We start from the raw sequence: 14,350 nt of genomic DNA, 5'->3' as shown, positions 1-14,350 counted from the left end.
GGGCGCGGTCCCTACGCTCGACCCCATGAGCCTCGCCGAGTCCCGCACCGAGCTGTCCATCGTCGGCCACTGGATCGACGGGGCGCCCTCCGCCTCCTCGTCCGGTCGGACCGCGCCCGTCTACGACCCGGCGCTGGGAGTCGTGAGCCGCGAGGTCGCGCTCGCCGACGCCGCCGAGATCGACGCGGCCGTCGCCTCCGCCAAGGCGGCCTTCCCGGCCTGGCGCGACACGTCGCTGGCGAAGCGGCAGCAGATCCTGTTCCGGTTCCGCGAGCTGCTGGAGTCGAAGAAGGGCGAGCTGGCCGAGATCATCACGTCGGAGCACGGCAAGGTCGTGTCGGACGCGATGGGCGAGATCACGCGCGGCCAGGAGGTCGTCGAGTTCGCTACGACGCTGGCGCACCACCTGAAGGGGGAGTACTCCGAGCAGGTCTCGACCGGCGTCGACGTGTACTCGACGAAGCAGCCGCTGGGCGTCGTCGGGATCATCTCTCCGTTCAACTTCCCGGCCATGGTGCCGATGTGGTTCTTCCCGATCGCGATCGCGGCGGGCAACACGGTCGTCGTGAAGCCGTCCGAGAAGGACCCGTCGGCGGCGATCTGGCTCGGAGCGCTCTGGAAGGAGGCCGGCCTGCCCGACGGCGTGTACACCGTGCTCAACGGCGACAAGGTCGCGGTGGACGGACTGCTGGAGCACCCGGACGTCCGCTCGATCTCGTTCGTGGGATCGACTCCGATCGCGCAGTACGTGTACGAGACCGGCACCAAGCACGGCAAGCGCGTGCAGGCCCTCGGTGGGGCGAAGAACCACATGCTGGTGCTGCCGGACGCGGATCTCGACCTGGTGGCCGACTCCGCCATCAACGCGGGCTTCGGCTCCGCGGGGGAGCGTTGCATGGCGATCTCGGTCGTGGTCGCGGTCGAGCCGGTGGCGGACGAGTTGATCTCGAAGATCCAGGACCGGGCGTCGCAGCTGCGCATCGGCGACGGGCGCCGCGGCTGCGACATGGGGCCCCTCGTGACGGAGCAGCACCGCGACAAGGTCGCGTCGTACATCGCGATCGCGGAGGAGGACGGGGCCGAGGTGGTCGTGGACGGTCGTGGCATCGAGGTCGACGGCGATGCGAACGGGTTCTGGCTGGGCCCGACGCTGCTGGACAAGGTGCCGACGACGTCGCGGGCGTACACGGAGGAGATCTTCGGGCCGGTGCTGTCGATCGTGCGCGTGCAGTCGTACGAGGAGGGCGTGGCGCTGATCAACGCGGGCGCGTTCGGCAACGGCACGGCGATCTTCACGAACGACGGAGGGGCGGCCCGCCGCTTCCAGAACGAGGTCGAGGTGGGGATGATCGGCATCAACGTGCCGATCCCGGTTCCGGTGGCGACGTTCTCGTTCGGCGGCTGGAAGTCGTCGCTGTTCGGCGACACGAAGGCCCACGGCGCGGAGGGCGTGCGCTTCTTCACGCAGCAGAAGGCGATCACCTCGCGCTGGCTCGACCCGTCGCACGGCGGCATCAACCTGGGCTTCCCTCAGAACTGAGCCGCCCCGCTGGAGCACGGGGATCTCGATACGCCCGCTTCGCGAGCTACTCGATCAGCAGGATGCTTGCTGGTCGAGTAGCCGCCGCAGGCGGCGTATCGAGACCCCCGCTTCCAGCAGTGGCCCCCCTCAGCGCACGAACGCCAGGGCCAGCCAGAGCTCGGTGCGGGCCGACACGTCGTCGAGGTCGACGCCGAGCAGGCGCTCGATCGCGGTGATGCGGTTGCGGAGGGTGTGCCGGTGGACGCCGAGCTCGCGGGCGGCCGGCTCCCACGCGCCGTTGCGGCCGAGCCAGACGCGTGCGGTCTCGAGCAGCACGGCGCCCTCGGCGTTCAGCAGGGGAGCGAGCCGGCGGCGCGCGAGCGGCTCCGCGCCCGAGGCGGTCAGGAGTCCGAGCATGCCCTGAGCGGCGAGGTCCTCGAAGCGCAGGAGCGGCCGTTCGGCGGAGCTGCGCTCGGCCGCGCGCTGCGCCTCCTGCAGGGCCGCCTCGAGCGACGCCCAGTCGGTCGGAGCGGAGGCGCCGGCTGACACCCCGTGCCGCCCCAGGACCGCGGCGATCACCTCGAGATCCTCCGCCCCGGTGATCAGCACGAGCGCCCCCTCGCGCTCGGCGAAGAAGACGCGCGCGCCGTTCTCCTCCGCGACCACCTCGAGCTCGTCGAGCAGCGAATCGCCGCGCACCGGCTCCGCCAGCACGCTCACCCGGAGCGGCGCCGCCGGCAGCGCGCCCCAGACCTGACGCGCCGTGCGGGCCGCGACGTCGAACGCCCCCGCCACGAGCAGCTCGAGCAGCCCCGAGCGCAGCTGGCGCCGAGACGTGTCGAGCGCGCGTCGCTGCTCGAGCGCGATGCTCGCGAGGGCGATGACGCTGGCGACGAGATCGTTGCCCGCCGGATCCAGGGGAGTCCCGGTGCCGACCGCGAGCACGCCGCGCAGGTGGTCGCGGCGCCCGAGCGTCTGCAGCGTGACTCCGCCTCCGTCGTCGAGGCGCAGCCCCGCCCGACTGCCGCGGGAGAGCGTGTGCCGCACGGCCTCGGCGACCGAGCGCTCCGCCTCCGGGGGCACGTCGAGCCGCGTGGGCACCTGCACCCGCTGGCCGACCGCGTCGTAGAGGGCGACCCAGCAGCCGAGCTGCCGCTCCAGCTCCGAGAGGATCGCGGCGAGGCCGTCGGGCCGCAGCGCCGCGCGGGCGACCCGCCGCTGCGCCTCGAGCGACCACTCCAGCCGTTCGCGCTGCTCGCGCGAGATGACGTCGGCGACGAACCGGATGATGCCCATGAACGGGGTCAGGTCGGCGACCTCGAGCAGCGGCAGGCCCTGCCGTTCGCAGGCGGCGATCAGAGCCTCCGGAACCTCGTCGTGCACGATGCCGATCGCGAAGCCGAGCGCGCGGATGCCGCGGCCGCGCAGGCGCGCGACGTACTCCTCCGAGAAGTCGGCCGCGTGCTCGCCGGCGAAGTGCACGCCGTCGGTGAGCAGCAGCTGCCCCGATTCGAGCCAGGGCGTCGGATCGACGAGGTCGGAGGAGTGCGCCCAGACCAGCGGGGCGTCGAGTGCCGCCTCGTCGTGCACGCCCGCGAGGACGTGGAGGGCGAACGCCGGTTCGGCGAGCAGGTCTCGGACGGTCGCGGGCACGGTGGCCTCCTGGGGACGGGATCGACGATCCGTCCATCGTAGGCGCCGGGACTGGACGGATCCGCTCGCGCAGCCACTCCGCTTCCGCGGCAGGATGGGACGCACCGCCTCCGGAAGGACACCATGAGCACCGAGACCGTTCCGCCCGTCACCGCCCCCGGCCGCAGCAACGCCTCGGTCACCGAGGCCGACCGCTCGCGCGTCTTCCACTCGTGGTCGGCGCAGGGAGCGCTGAACCCGCTGCCGATCGCCGGCGGCCTGGGGGCCGAGGTCTGGGACGTCGACGGCACCCGCTACCTCGACTTCTCGAGCCAGCTCGTGAACGTCACGATCGGCTACCAGCACCCCAAGGTCGTCGCGGCGATCCAGGAGCAGGCGGCGGTGCTGACCACCGTCGGCCCCGCCTTCGCCAACGAGACCCGCGCCGAGGCCGCGCGCCTGATCACCGACCTCGCTCCCGAGGGCTTCGAGAAGGTGTTCTTCACCAACGGCGGAGCCGACGCGAACGAGAACGCGATCCGCATGGCGCGCCTGTTCACCGGCCGCGACAAGGTCGTCTCGCTGTACCGCTCGTACCACGGCAACACCGGAGCGGCGATCGTGTCGACCGGCGACTGGCGCCGCATCCCCAACGAGTACGCGCGCGGACACGTGCACGCCTTCGGCCCCTACCTCTACCGCAGCGAGTTCTGGGCCGAGACGCTCGAGCAGGAGTGCGAGCGCGCGCTGCACCACCTCGAGCGCGTCGTCCAGGCCGAGGGCCCGGAGTCGATCGCGGCGTTCCTGCTCGAGACCATCCCGGGCACGGCCGGCGTCCTCACTCCGCCGCCCGGCTACCTCGCCGGCGTGCGGGCGATCGCCGACCGCTACGGCATCCAGCTGATCCTCGACGAGGTGATGGCCGGGTTCGGCCGCACCGGCGAGTGGTTCGCCTTCGACGCGTTCGACGTGCGCCCCGACCTGATCACCTTCGCGAAGGGCGTCAACTCGGGCTACGTGCCCATCGGAGGAGTCGTCATCTCGGAGGAGATCGCGCTCCACTTCGACGAGCGCGTGTTCCCGGGCGGGCTCACCTACTCCGGTCACCCGCTCGCGGCGGCGAGCGTCGTCGCGACGCTGACCGCGATGGCGGAGGAGGGGATCGTCGAGAACGCGAAGACGATCGGCTCCGAGCACCTCGCGCCCGGGCTCGCCGCGCTGCAGGCGAAGCACGACGTCATCGGCGAGGTCCGCGGCTCGGGCGTCTTCTGGGCGCTGGAGCTCGTCGAGGACCGCGGCACGCGGGCGCCCGTGCCGGCCGCCTCGGTCGCGCGGCTGAAGTCGGACCTGCTGTCGCGGGGGCTCCTGCCGTTCACCGCCGACAACCGCATCCACGTCGTCCCGCCGGCCGTCGTCACCCCCGAGCAGGTCGCCCGCGGCCTGTCGATCCTCGACGACGCCCTGACCGCCTTCAGCGGCTGACGCGGGCTGACGCGGGTCTCGATACGCCCCTGTTGACTGCTCGTTCCGCGAGGAATGGCTGCCTTCTGCTGATCGAGTAGGCCGCGCAGCGGCCGTATCGAGATCCACCGACTCCTAGCGGTGGTGGGTCTCGATACGCCCCTGCGGGGCTACTCGACCAGCAAGGGACTGGCCGCCTCTTGCTGATCGAGTAGGCCGCGGAGCGGCCGTATCGAGATCCGCGGTGTCCGGTGGTGGTGGGTCTCGATACGCCCCTGCGGGGCTACTCGACCAGCGAAGGACCGCGCCGGCCGCGCTCCTCGAGGCGTATCCGGGAATCCGCGTCCGAGCGGATTCGCGTCGCCGATCGCAGGACGCTCTGCGGAACGCGCCCCTCTGCCGAAGCCGACTGCGGCACGCCGCCCCGCGGCGTGCACGAGGCTTCATCACCGCCCTAACCGAGGCTGTGCAGAGTGAAGGCGGTGACGAAGCCGAGCACGGAGTACAGCCCCGTCAGCACATTGTCCCGGTCGAACGCCTCCGGGATCATCGTGTTCGAGATCATCGCGAGGATGGCGCCCGCGGCGACCGTCGTGACGAACGCGACGACGGCTCCCGGCGCGCTCGCGAACACCAGGAAGCCGACGAGCGCCGCCGCCGCCGAGGCCGCCGCGATCCCGCCCCACACCGTGAAGACGTAGCGGGCGGAGCGGCCGTCGGCCTTCATCCCGGCCGTCGACGAGAGCCCCTCGGGCAGGTTCGAGATCGCCACCGCGGCGACGATCGGCACACTGATCGCCGCTCCCGAGCCGCCTTGCGCCACCGACAGCCCGAGCACGATCGACTCCGGCACTCCGTCGATCAGCGCGCCGGCGGCGATGGCCGCTCCTCCTCCGCCGCCCGATCCGGAGGAGGACTTGCGGTTCCCGGCGCCCGCGCGCGAGAGCAGCGCGTCCGCTCCGACGAAGACGACGGCTCCGGCGAGAGTGCCGAGCACGGTCGGCAGGAGGCCGCCGTCGTCGGCCGCCTCGGCGACGAGCTCGTAGGCGAGGGCCGAGATGAGGACGCCGGCGCCGAAGGCCGACACGGCGGCCGTCAGCTTCGGCGGGACGCGGACGAACCAGGCGAGAGCGGCGCCGATCAGGAGCGTCGCTCCTCCGATCGCGCCGCTGAGGAGGGCGAGGGACCAACTGGGCACGGCTCAGCGTCTCAGACGGCCGCGCCTCCCTTTCCGGGGTTGACGGCGGCGTCGGGTCCGCGCGGCGGATGCACCCAGGTCACCAGGACCACCGACACGATCATCAGGAGGAACCACGACACGAGCTTCGACACGGAGACCATCTGCCAGCCGGCGACCTGGTCGGGGTAGAGCCACGCGCCGGAGTAGGTGGCGATGTTCTCGGCGAACCAGATGAAGAGGGCGACGAGAGCGAAGGCGAGCAGCACCGGCATCCGGTGCGCGCCGCGGTGCACGCGGTAGACCATCGTGCTGCGCGCCCACAGCACGGCCACGGCCGCGAGCAGCAGCCAGCGCGCGTCGGGCAGGTAGTGGTGGCTGAAGAAGTTCACGTAGATCAGCAGCGCGACGACGCCCGTCACCCAGCGGCGCGGCCAGCGGACGAAGCGCAGATCGAAGAGGCGGTGGATCCGCACCATGTACGAGCCGACGGAGGCGTAGAGGAAGCCGCTGAACAGCGGCACCGCGCCGATCCGCAGCACCCCGTCGGCCTCGTAGCTCCACGAGCCCACATCGGTCTTGAAGAGCTCCATGCCGGTGCCGACCAGGTGGAACAGCACGATCACCCACAGCTCGCGCCCCGTCTCGAGGCGCGTGGCGACCAGCACGATCTGCAGAACGACCGCCGCGATCGTCAGCAGGTCGTTGCGCGCCAGCACCGCGTCGTCCGGGTACCAGAGGCGGGCCGCGAGCAGGAGCGCGAGCAGCGTGGCGCCGAACACGCACGCCCACGCCTGCTTCGCCCCGAAGACGAGGAACTCGATCAGCGCCGCGCGCGGACCGGTCGACGGCCCCCGCGCGAGCAGCCGGTGCGCGGCGTCGTCGATCCGCTGCTCGATCGGTGTGAAGGCCCGTCTCGGCTCGCTCATGCGTCCCGCTCCCTGTCGGAGCGGTCGATGCTACCGGTCGCGCTCGCGGATCAGACCGGCGCGTCGACCGGGGACGGCAGCGAGCTGGCCAGCGCCGCAGCCTCCTCGGGCGTGAGGTCGTCGGCGTAGTAGCGGTAGATGTTGCGCCGGGACACGTCGGCCGCCTCGCGCGGGGAGCGGCGGCGCAGGGCGTCGACGAGGGTCTCGGCGTCGGCCGCGCTGCGGCGCATCCGGGCGAGACGGTCGGTCTCGGAGCGCAGCCGGCCCTCGGTCAGGTGCGCCATCACTCCGCCCACGACGTTGCCGCAGACCTCGATCAGCTGGTTGCCGGAGGCGCGGCGGATAGCGGCGTGGAAGCGGTTCACGCGCTCGCCGAACCCGTCGGCCTCGCCCCGGGCGACCTCGTGCAGGGCGGCGAGGTGCTCCTCGATGCCGGCCAGATCCTCCGCGGTGCGGTTCTCGGCGGCGAGCAGGCACGACTGGCCCTCGAGCAGGAGGCGGAACTGCAGCAGCTCGACGCGGCTGATGCTCTCGAGATGGGCGAGGCGCGCCATGGACTTCTCGAGGATCCGCGGCGAGTACGCGGTGATCATCGGGCCCCGCGGATCGCCGGGGCGGGACTCGAGGAGGCCCGTCGCCTGCAGCACGCGCAGCGCCTCGCGGATCGTGGCGCGGCTGACCGAGAAGTCGGCCATCAGCTGGCGCTCGCCCGGCAGGCGGTCGCCGGGCTTGAGGTCGCCGATCTCTACGGCGCGCTCGATCTGCTCGACGATCGACTCGTACGCGCTGACCTTCTGCACGGGGCTGAACGCCACGGGGCTCCTCTCCGCGTCGGGTCGCGACGGGTGTTACATCTTTGTTTCCTCGCTTGACCCGCGTCTCGGCGCCATCCTAGCGTTCCTTCTACTGGTCAGACCAGTAGCCGTTCCCGGCTCGGATCCTCGCACCTCACCCCCTCCCGACCATGCACCGCCCGACCCTCGGAGCCGCACCCGTGACCCACAGATCCCGACGTCCCGCCCTCGCCGCGGCCGCCCTCCTCTCCGCCCTCGCGCTCTCGGCCTGCAGCGCCGGCGCGGGCGCCTCGTCGTCCTCCTCGTCCGGCGGCGAGCACGCCCCCACGGCGATCGTCGGCCTGACCGGCGAGCCCGCGAACTTCGACTTCACGACGACCGCGGGTGCCGCGATCCCGCAGGCCCTGATGAACAACGTGTACGAGGGACTCGTCGCGATCGACCAGGACGGCGCCCTGCAGCCGCTGCTGGCCGAGTCCTGGACGGTCAGCGAGGACGGCACCGTCTACGACTTCGTCCTGAAGGAGGGCGTGACGTTCTCGAACGGCGCCGAGTTCACCGCCGACGACGTGAAGTTCTCGCTCGAGCGCGTGAAGTCCGACTGGAAGATCAACCAGGCGAAGATGGCGGTCCTGGACCGCGTCGAGGTCGTCTCGCCGACCGAGGCGAGGGTCGTGCTCAGCCGGCCCAGCAACTCCTGGCTGTTCGACATGGGCGGCAGCGTCGGCCTGATGCTCGACGAGAGCGGAGTCGCGGACCTCGCGAACACCCCGGTCGGCACGGGCCCGTACACGGTCACCGAACGCGTCACCGGCGACCACATCTCGCTCGCCGCCCGCGACGACTACTGGGGCGAGGCGCCCGCCGTCACCGACGTGACCCTGCGCTACTTCGCCGACGCGGTCGCCTCCACGAACGCGCTCCGCGCCGGCGACGTCGACATGCTCTACAACATGCAGGCCCCCGACCTGGTCGCGCAGTTCGAGACGAACGACGACTTCCAGGTGATCCAGGGAACCTCGAACGGCGAGATCCTGCTGTCGATGAACAACGCCGAGGCGCCGTTCGACGACCTGCGGGTGCGCCAGGCGATCGCCCACGCCCTCGACCGCCAGGCGATCATCGAAACCGCCTGGGCCGGCTACGGCGAGCTCATCGGCGCGATGGTCCCGCCGACGGACCCCTACTACGAGGACCTCACCGACCTGTACCCCTACGACCCCGACAAGGCGCGCGATCTGCTGGCCGAGGCCGGCACCGAGGACCTGTCGATCACCTTCGACGTCCCGACCCGCCCCTACGCGACGGCCGTGTCCGAGGTCGTCGTCTCGCAGCTCGCCGAGGTCGGGATCGACGCGACGATCGCGTCGGACGAGTTCCCCGCGGTCTGGCTCGACAAGGTGTTCACCCGCCACGACTACGAGATGTCCGTCATCCTCGCCGTCGAGCCGCGCGACTTCCTCGCCAACTTCGGCGACCCCGGGTACTACCTCGGCTACGACGACCCCACCGTCGCGACCCGCGCCGCGGAGGCCGACGCCGCATCGGCCGAGGAGTGGGCCGCAGGCATGGAGGAGATCGTCGCCGATGTGGCGGCCGAGGTCCCCGCGGTGCCGCTGTTCCTCTTCCCGAACATCGTGATCGCCGACTCCGAGCTCACCGGCATCGCGGGCAACTCCGTCACGGAGTCGCTCGACCTCACCGGCCTGGCCTGGTCCTAGCGGTCCCCGCGGCGGCGCTCTCCGCGAGCGCCGCCGCCTCCGCTCCCGTCCGCCCACCCCTCCATCCCCGTGAAAGGGGGCGATCATGGCCCTGCGGATGCTCGCACTCGTCGGCAACTTCCTCGCCACCGTGCTCATCTCGACCATCGTCGTGTTCCTGCTGCTCCGGGTGATGCCCGGCGACCCCGCCACGGTCGCGCTCGGCATCGAGGCGACTCCCGAGCAGCTCGCCGCGTGGCGGGCCGAGAACGGCATCGACGCCCCGCTCGTCGTGCAGTACCTCGACTGGCTCGCCGGGCTCCTGCGCGGCGACTTCGGCACCTCCTACGTCAGCGGGCAGGACATCTCGCCGATCGTGTCCGACCGCTTCCAGGTGACGCTGATCCTGGTGGTCGTCGCCATGCTGATCGCCCTGGTCGTGGCGATCCCGCTCGGCACGTTCGCCGCAATGCGGCAGCGGCACCCGTCCGGAGTCGTCATCTCGGGCGTCTCGCAGATCGGCGTCGCCGTGCCGAACTTCCTCGTCGGCGTGCTGCTCGTGGCGTTCTTCGCCATCGGCCTGGGCTGGTTCCCCTCCGGAGGCTGGGTGCCGCCGTCGGATCCCGCGTTCCTCTCGCACATCGCGCTTCCCGCGATCGCGCTGGGCTCGGTGCAGGCGTCGATCCTGACCCGCTACGTCCGCTCGGCGGTGCTCGAGATCATGCGCGAGGACTTCCTCCGGACCGCCCGTTCGAAGGGGCTGACCTCGGGGGCGGCGCTGGTGCGGCACGGGCTGCGCAATGCCGGCATCCCCGTGCTGACCATCGTGGGCGTCCAGCTCGCCGGCCTGTTCATCGGAGCGGTCGTGATCGAGCGGGTGTTCAGCATCCCCGGTCTCGGCAGCTACCTCGTCGACTCCGTCGGCAACCGCGATCTGCTCGCGGTGCAGGCGGTGGTCGTCGTCCTCGTCGTGGCGATCGTCGCGATCAACTTCCTGGTCGACCTCGCCTTCACGCTCCTCGACCCCCGCCTCAGGAGGGCCTCATGACCGCTGTGCTCCCGCCCGGCACCGAGCCGCAGTCCGGTCGGTCCACTCCTCCGCGCACCGCCCTGATCACCCGGCCGCCCGGCCGCCTCCAGCGGCTCCGGCTCGGCGCCGACGCGCAGCTCTGGATCGGCGGCGCGCTGATCCTGCTCGTGCTGGTCACCGCCCTGGTGTCGCTCGTCTGGACGCCGTACGACCCGACCCGCTCGGTCGCAGGCGACCGCCTGCTGTTCCCGAGCGCGGCGCACCCCTTCGGCACCGACCGCTACGGGCGGGACGTGCTCTCGGGCATCATGGTCGGCGCGCAGATCACCCTGCTGGTCGGCACGGTCGCCGTTGCGATCGCCGCCGTGATCGGCGTCCCGCTCGGGATCCTCGCCGGGATGCGCCCGAAGCGGATCGGCGTCCTGGTGATGGGCGGCAGCGACGTCGTCATGGCGTTCCCCGGCCTCCTGCTGGCCATCGTCTTCGGAGCCGTGTTCGGCGCCGACACCACGACCGCGATGGTCGCCCTCGGCATCGGAGCGGCACCGGCCTTCGCCCGCGTCGCCCGCGCCGGGACGCTGCAGGTGATGGCGACCGATTACGTCTTCGCGGCCCGCGCGGCCAACCGCTCCGGATTCTCGATCGCGCTGCGCCACGTGCTGCCGAACATCGCCGGGATCCTCGTCGTGCAGTGCTCGGTCAACTTCGGCGTCGCCGTGCTCGCCGAGGCCGGGCTCTCGTTCCTCGGGCTCGGCACCAAGCCGCCCACGCCCTCCTGGGGCCGGATGCTGCAGGACTCGCAGCAGTTCCTCGGGGCCTACGACTACCTCGCGATCGTGCCGGGACTGGCCATCGCCCTCGCCGTGCTCGGCTTCAACCTGCTCGGCGACGGACTCCGCGACCGATTCGACCCGAAGATGAGGAACCGCTGATGACCGAGCTCCGCCCCTCCGCCCTCGACGTCTCCCACCTGTCCGTCCGAGCCGGGGACCGCCTCCTCGTCGACGACCTCACCTTCCGCATCGGCGCCGGTGAGCGGGTGGGCCTCATCGGCGAGTCCGGGTCGGGCAAGTCGCTCACCTCCCTCGCCGTGATGGGGCTCCTGCCCGACACCGTGACAGCGACGGGGAGCGTCCACGTGGGCGAGGACGCCGGCGAGGTCGTGGGCCTGGGCGAGCGCGCCGCGGCGCGGCTGCGCGGCTCGACGATGGCGATGGTGTTCCAGGAGCCGATGACCGCGCTCAACCCGCTCATGCGGGTCGGCACGCAGATCGCCGAGGCGATGCGGATCCACCGCACCCAGCCGGACCGCCGGTCCGCCGCCCGCCGCGCGGTCGAGCTGCTCGCCGATGTCGGCCTGCCGTCGCCCGAGGAGGCGGCGCGCGCCTACCCGCACCAGCTGTCCGGCGGGCAGCGCCAGCGCGTCGTCCTCGCCATCGCGCTCGCTAACGACCCCGCCCTACTCGTCGCCGACGAGCCCACCACCGCGCTCGACGTCACGGTCCAGCGCCAGGTCCTCGACCTGGTCCTGCGCAGCGTGACGGAGCGGGGCACCGGCCTCCTCTTCATCACCCACGACCTCGCCGTGGTCGGCGAGACCTGCGACCGGGTGCTGGTCATGAACGCCGGGGTCATCGTCGAGGAGGGGCCGATCGACCGGGTGTTCACGAAGCCCGAGCACCCGTACACGCGCGGGCTCCTCGCCGCCTCCGACCTCGACGCCACCGACTCCGCCGGCCGGCTCTTCACCGTCGCGACCTCCGAGGGCTACACCCCCGGCCGCTCGGTCGACCGGATGGACGCGGGACGCGAGGAGCGCGCTGCGGCCCCCGAGGCGCCGACGGTGGTGCGCGCCTCCGGCCTCACGAAGACCTACACGCGCGGCCGCACCTCCCTCTTCTCGCCGCCGCAGAAGGTCGAGGCCCTGCGCGGGCTCGACTTCGAGATCCGGGCAGGCGACCGGTTCGGCATCGTGGGGGAGTCGGGGTCGGGCAAGTCGACCCTGCTCCGCATCCTCTCGGGGCTCGACACCCCGACCTCCGGAGCGCTCGAGGTGGTCGGGCGCGACCTCACGACGCACCGCCGCGCCGACCTCGCCGAGCTGCGCAGCAGCCTGCAGATCGTGTTCCAGGACCCGATGGCGTCGCTGGATCCGCGGATGAAGGTGGGCGACATCGTCGCCGAGCCCCTGCTGAACGCGGCGAACACCGGAGCCGCGGTGTCGGCGTCGGAGCGCGCCGACCGCGTCGCCGAGGTGATCCGCTCGGTCGGCCTGCCCGCAGACTCCGTCGCCCGCTACCCGCACCAGTTCTCGGGCGGACAGCGTCAGCGCATCTCGATCGCTCGGGCGCTGGTCTGCCGCCCGCGGATCCTCGTCGCCGACGAGCCCGTGAGCGCCCTCGACGTCTCGGTCCGGGCGCAGGTGCTGAACCTGCTCGCCGACCTGGTCGAGGAGTACCGCCTCACCCTGATCTTCGTGTCGCACGACCTCGGTGTCGTGCGCTACCTCTGCGACCGCGTCGCGGTGATGCGCAGCGGCCGCATCGTGGAGCAGGGGCCGACCCGCGCGCTCTACGAGAACCCCGTCGACGACTACACCCGGGCGCTCATCGCCGCCACGCCCTCGATCCGCCACCGCCAGGAGATCCGATGACCCCCTCGACCGACACCTCCTTCCGCTACGACGGGGCACGCCTCACGGCCGCCTACTCCTCGGGCGAGCTCTCGCCGGTCGACGTGGCGGAGGAGCTCCTCGCCGACATCGAGCAGCGGAACCCCGCGATCAACGCCTTCAGCGACCTCGACCCCGAGGGCGTCCTCGCGGCGGCCCGCGCGAGCGAGGAGCGCCGGCGCGCAGGGGCACCCCTCAGCAGGCTCGACGGAGTGCCCGTCACGGTGAAGGAGAACCTGTACCGCGTCGGACTGCCGGCCCGCGCGGGGACCGCGGCCGCCGCCGCGACGGTCCCGCGGCAGGACTCGCCCGCCGTCGCGCGCCTGCTCGAGGCGGGCGCCGTGATCGTCGGCTCGACCACGATGCCCGACTGGGGCATGCTCTCCTCCGGAGTCTCGAGCGCCCACGGAGTGACCCGCAGTCCGCTGGACCCCGCGCTCACCGTCGGCGGGTCGTCCTCGGGCGCGGGAGCCGCGGCGGCTGCGGGCTTCGGCACCTTCCACGTCGGCACCGACATCGGCGGCTCCGTGCGACTGCCCGCCGCCTGGCTCGGGCTCGCGACGCTCAAGCCGAGCGCCGGCCGCATCCCGCTCGACAACCCCTACCAGGGGCGGGCGGCGGGTCCGCTGGCCCAGTCCGTGGCGGACGTCGCGCTCGGGATGTCGGTGCTCTCGCGACCCGACGCCCGCGACTACACCTCGCTGCCGCCCGAGTCGATCGACTGGGACGACCGGGCGCTCGACGTCCGCGGTGCCCGCGTGGCCGTGCACACGGATCCGGGCGCGGGCATGGCGGTCGACCCCGAGATCCGGGCGGCGGTCCTCGCGGCCGCGGACGCCTACTCCGACGCGGGGGCCGAGGTCGTCGAACTGCCCGCCTTCCTCGACGACGGGGTCCTCGAGCAGATCGACCTCTTCTGGCGCGTGCGCTTCTGGCGCACCTACTACGACCTGCCCACCGAGGCGAAGGCGCGCGCCCTGCCCTTCATCACCACCTGGGTGCACGGAGGCGCGGACGTGTCCGGACGTCGAGTGCTCGAGGCGACCGAGGCGATCAGCGAGCTGCGCCGCCGGACCGTCGAGGCCACGCTGCCGTTCGACGCCGTCCTGTCGCCGGTGGCCCCGGTCGCGGCGTTCCCCGCGGAGTGGCCGATGCCGTGGGGCCACGAGGACCGCGGCATGGCGCACATCGCCTTCACCGTGCCCTACAACATGTCGGGTCAGCCCGCGGCGAGCATCAACGCGGGGACGACCTCCGACGGCCGCGCGATCGGGCTGCAGATCTCGGGCCGGCGCTTCGCGGACCGCGAGGTGCTGCGCCACGCGCAGTGGTGGGAGTCGGCGCGGCCGGAGTCGGCAGTGCCGGTGTTCGCCCGGGGGTGAGCGCCGGGTCGTTCGGGCTCCCGGCGACGTTCCGGAGCGGGAGCCGCCTGTG

The 14,350-nt window shown here is 72.2% G+C and carries 11 protein-coding genes; 7 read left to right on the top strand and 4 right to left on the bottom strand.

What is annotated here, in order from left to right; translation table 11 throughout:
• Nucleotides 1-25: 25 nt before the first annotated feature.
• Entirely contained in the window at nt 26-1,540 is a 1,515-nt protein-coding gene (locus LRG51_RS07790; protein ID WP_329958729.1) for a CoA-acylating methylmalonate-semialdehyde dehydrogenase, read from the top strand.
• Between the two features lie 129 nt (nt 1,541-1,669).
• Here the strand turns inward: LRG51_RS07790 and LRG51_RS07785 are convergent, their stop codons facing one another.
• Nucleotides 1,670-3,175, bottom strand: a complete 1,506-nt coding sequence (locus tag LRG51_RS07785; RefSeq protein WP_055786711.1) for a PucR family transcriptional regulator — start codon at nt 3,173-3,175, stop codon at nt 1,670-1,672.
• A gap of 123 nt (nt 3,176-3,298) precedes the next feature.
• Between LRG51_RS07785 and LRG51_RS07780 the strand changes: the two genes are divergently transcribed.
• Entirely contained in the window at nt 3,299-4,636 is a 1,338-nt protein-coding gene (locus tag LRG51_RS07780) for an aspartate aminotransferase family protein (protein WP_230672002.1), read from the top strand.
• A 433-nt stretch (nt 4,637-5,069) separates the two neighbouring features.
• Here the strand turns inward: LRG51_RS07780 and LRG51_RS07775 are convergent, their stop codons facing one another.
• Genes LRG51_RS07775 through LRG51_RS07765 form a run of 3 tightly spaced genes read right to left on the bottom strand, consistent with a single transcriptional unit; the run spans nt 5,070 to nt 7,536 of the window.
• Nucleotides 5,070-5,813 carry a ZIP family metal transporter gene (locus LRG51_RS07775; protein WP_230672000.1) on the bottom strand — a complete coding sequence of 248 codons (744 nt, stop codon included), beginning with the start codon at nt 5,811-5,813 and terminating at the stop codon, nt 5,070-5,072.
• Nucleotides 5,814-5,824: 11 nt separating this feature from the next.
• Nucleotides 5,825-6,721 (bottom strand): DUF817 domain-containing protein, encoded by an 897-nt coding sequence (locus LRG51_RS07770; RefSeq protein ID WP_055786721.1) that lies wholly within the window; start codon nt 6,719-6,721, stop codon nt 5,825-5,827.
• Between the two features lie 50 nt (nt 6,722-6,771).
• The gene (locus LRG51_RS07765; protein ID WP_055786724.1) at nt 6,772-7,536 is read right to left on the bottom strand and encodes a FadR/GntR family transcriptional regulator; all 765 of its coding nucleotides are present in this window, start codon (nt 7,534-7,536) and stop codon (nt 6,772-6,774) included.
• A 179-nt stretch (nt 7,537-7,715) separates the two neighbouring features.
• Between LRG51_RS07765 and LRG51_RS07760 the strand changes: the two genes are divergently transcribed.
• The 5 genes from LRG51_RS07760 (at nt 7,716) to LRG51_RS07740 (ending at nt 14,298) form a co-directional block, all read left to right on the top strand.
• Nucleotides 7,716-9,236, top strand: coding sequence for an ABC transporter substrate-binding protein (locus LRG51_RS07760; protein ID WP_230671999.1), 1,521 nt, complete (start codon nt 7,716-7,718; stop codon nt 9,234-9,236).
• An 85-nt stretch (nt 9,237-9,321) separates the two neighbouring features.
• Nucleotides 9,322-10,263, top strand: coding sequence for an ABC transporter permease (locus LRG51_RS07755; protein ID WP_055786729.1), 942 nt, complete (start codon nt 9,322-9,324; stop codon nt 10,261-10,263).
• Complete coding sequence (locus tag LRG51_RS07750; RefSeq protein ID WP_082480967.1) at nt 10,260-11,177, top strand: ABC transporter permease; 918 nt, start codon at nt 10,260-10,262, stop codon at nt 11,175-11,177. The genes LRG51_RS07755 and LRG51_RS07750 overlap by 4 nt, the downstream gene beginning before the upstream one ends.
• Nucleotides 11,177-12,898: a dipeptide ABC transporter ATP-binding protein gene (locus tag LRG51_RS07745; RefSeq protein ID WP_230671997.1), complete on the top strand. Its 1,722-nt coding sequence runs from the start codon at nt 11,177-11,179 to the stop codon at nt 12,896-12,898. Before LRG51_RS07750 ends, LRG51_RS07745 begins: the two co-directional genes overlap by 1 nt.
• Nucleotides 12,895-14,298 carry an amidase gene (locus LRG51_RS07740; protein WP_230671995.1) on the top strand — a complete coding sequence of 468 codons (1,404 nt, stop codon included), beginning with the start codon at nt 12,895-12,897 and terminating at the stop codon, nt 14,296-14,298. Before LRG51_RS07745 ends, LRG51_RS07740 begins: the two co-directional genes overlap by 4 nt.
• Nucleotides 14,299-14,350: the final 52 nt, after the last annotated feature.

Origin of the sequence: Rathayibacter sp. Leaf248, assembly GCF_920939495.1 — a bacterium.
Lineage (GTDB): Bacteria > Actinomycetota > Actinomycetes > Actinomycetales > Microbacteriaceae > Rathayibacter > Rathayibacter caricis.
The sequence above is the reverse complement of the archived record's forward strand: the minus strand, read 5'-3'. Positions and strand labels throughout refer to the sequence as shown.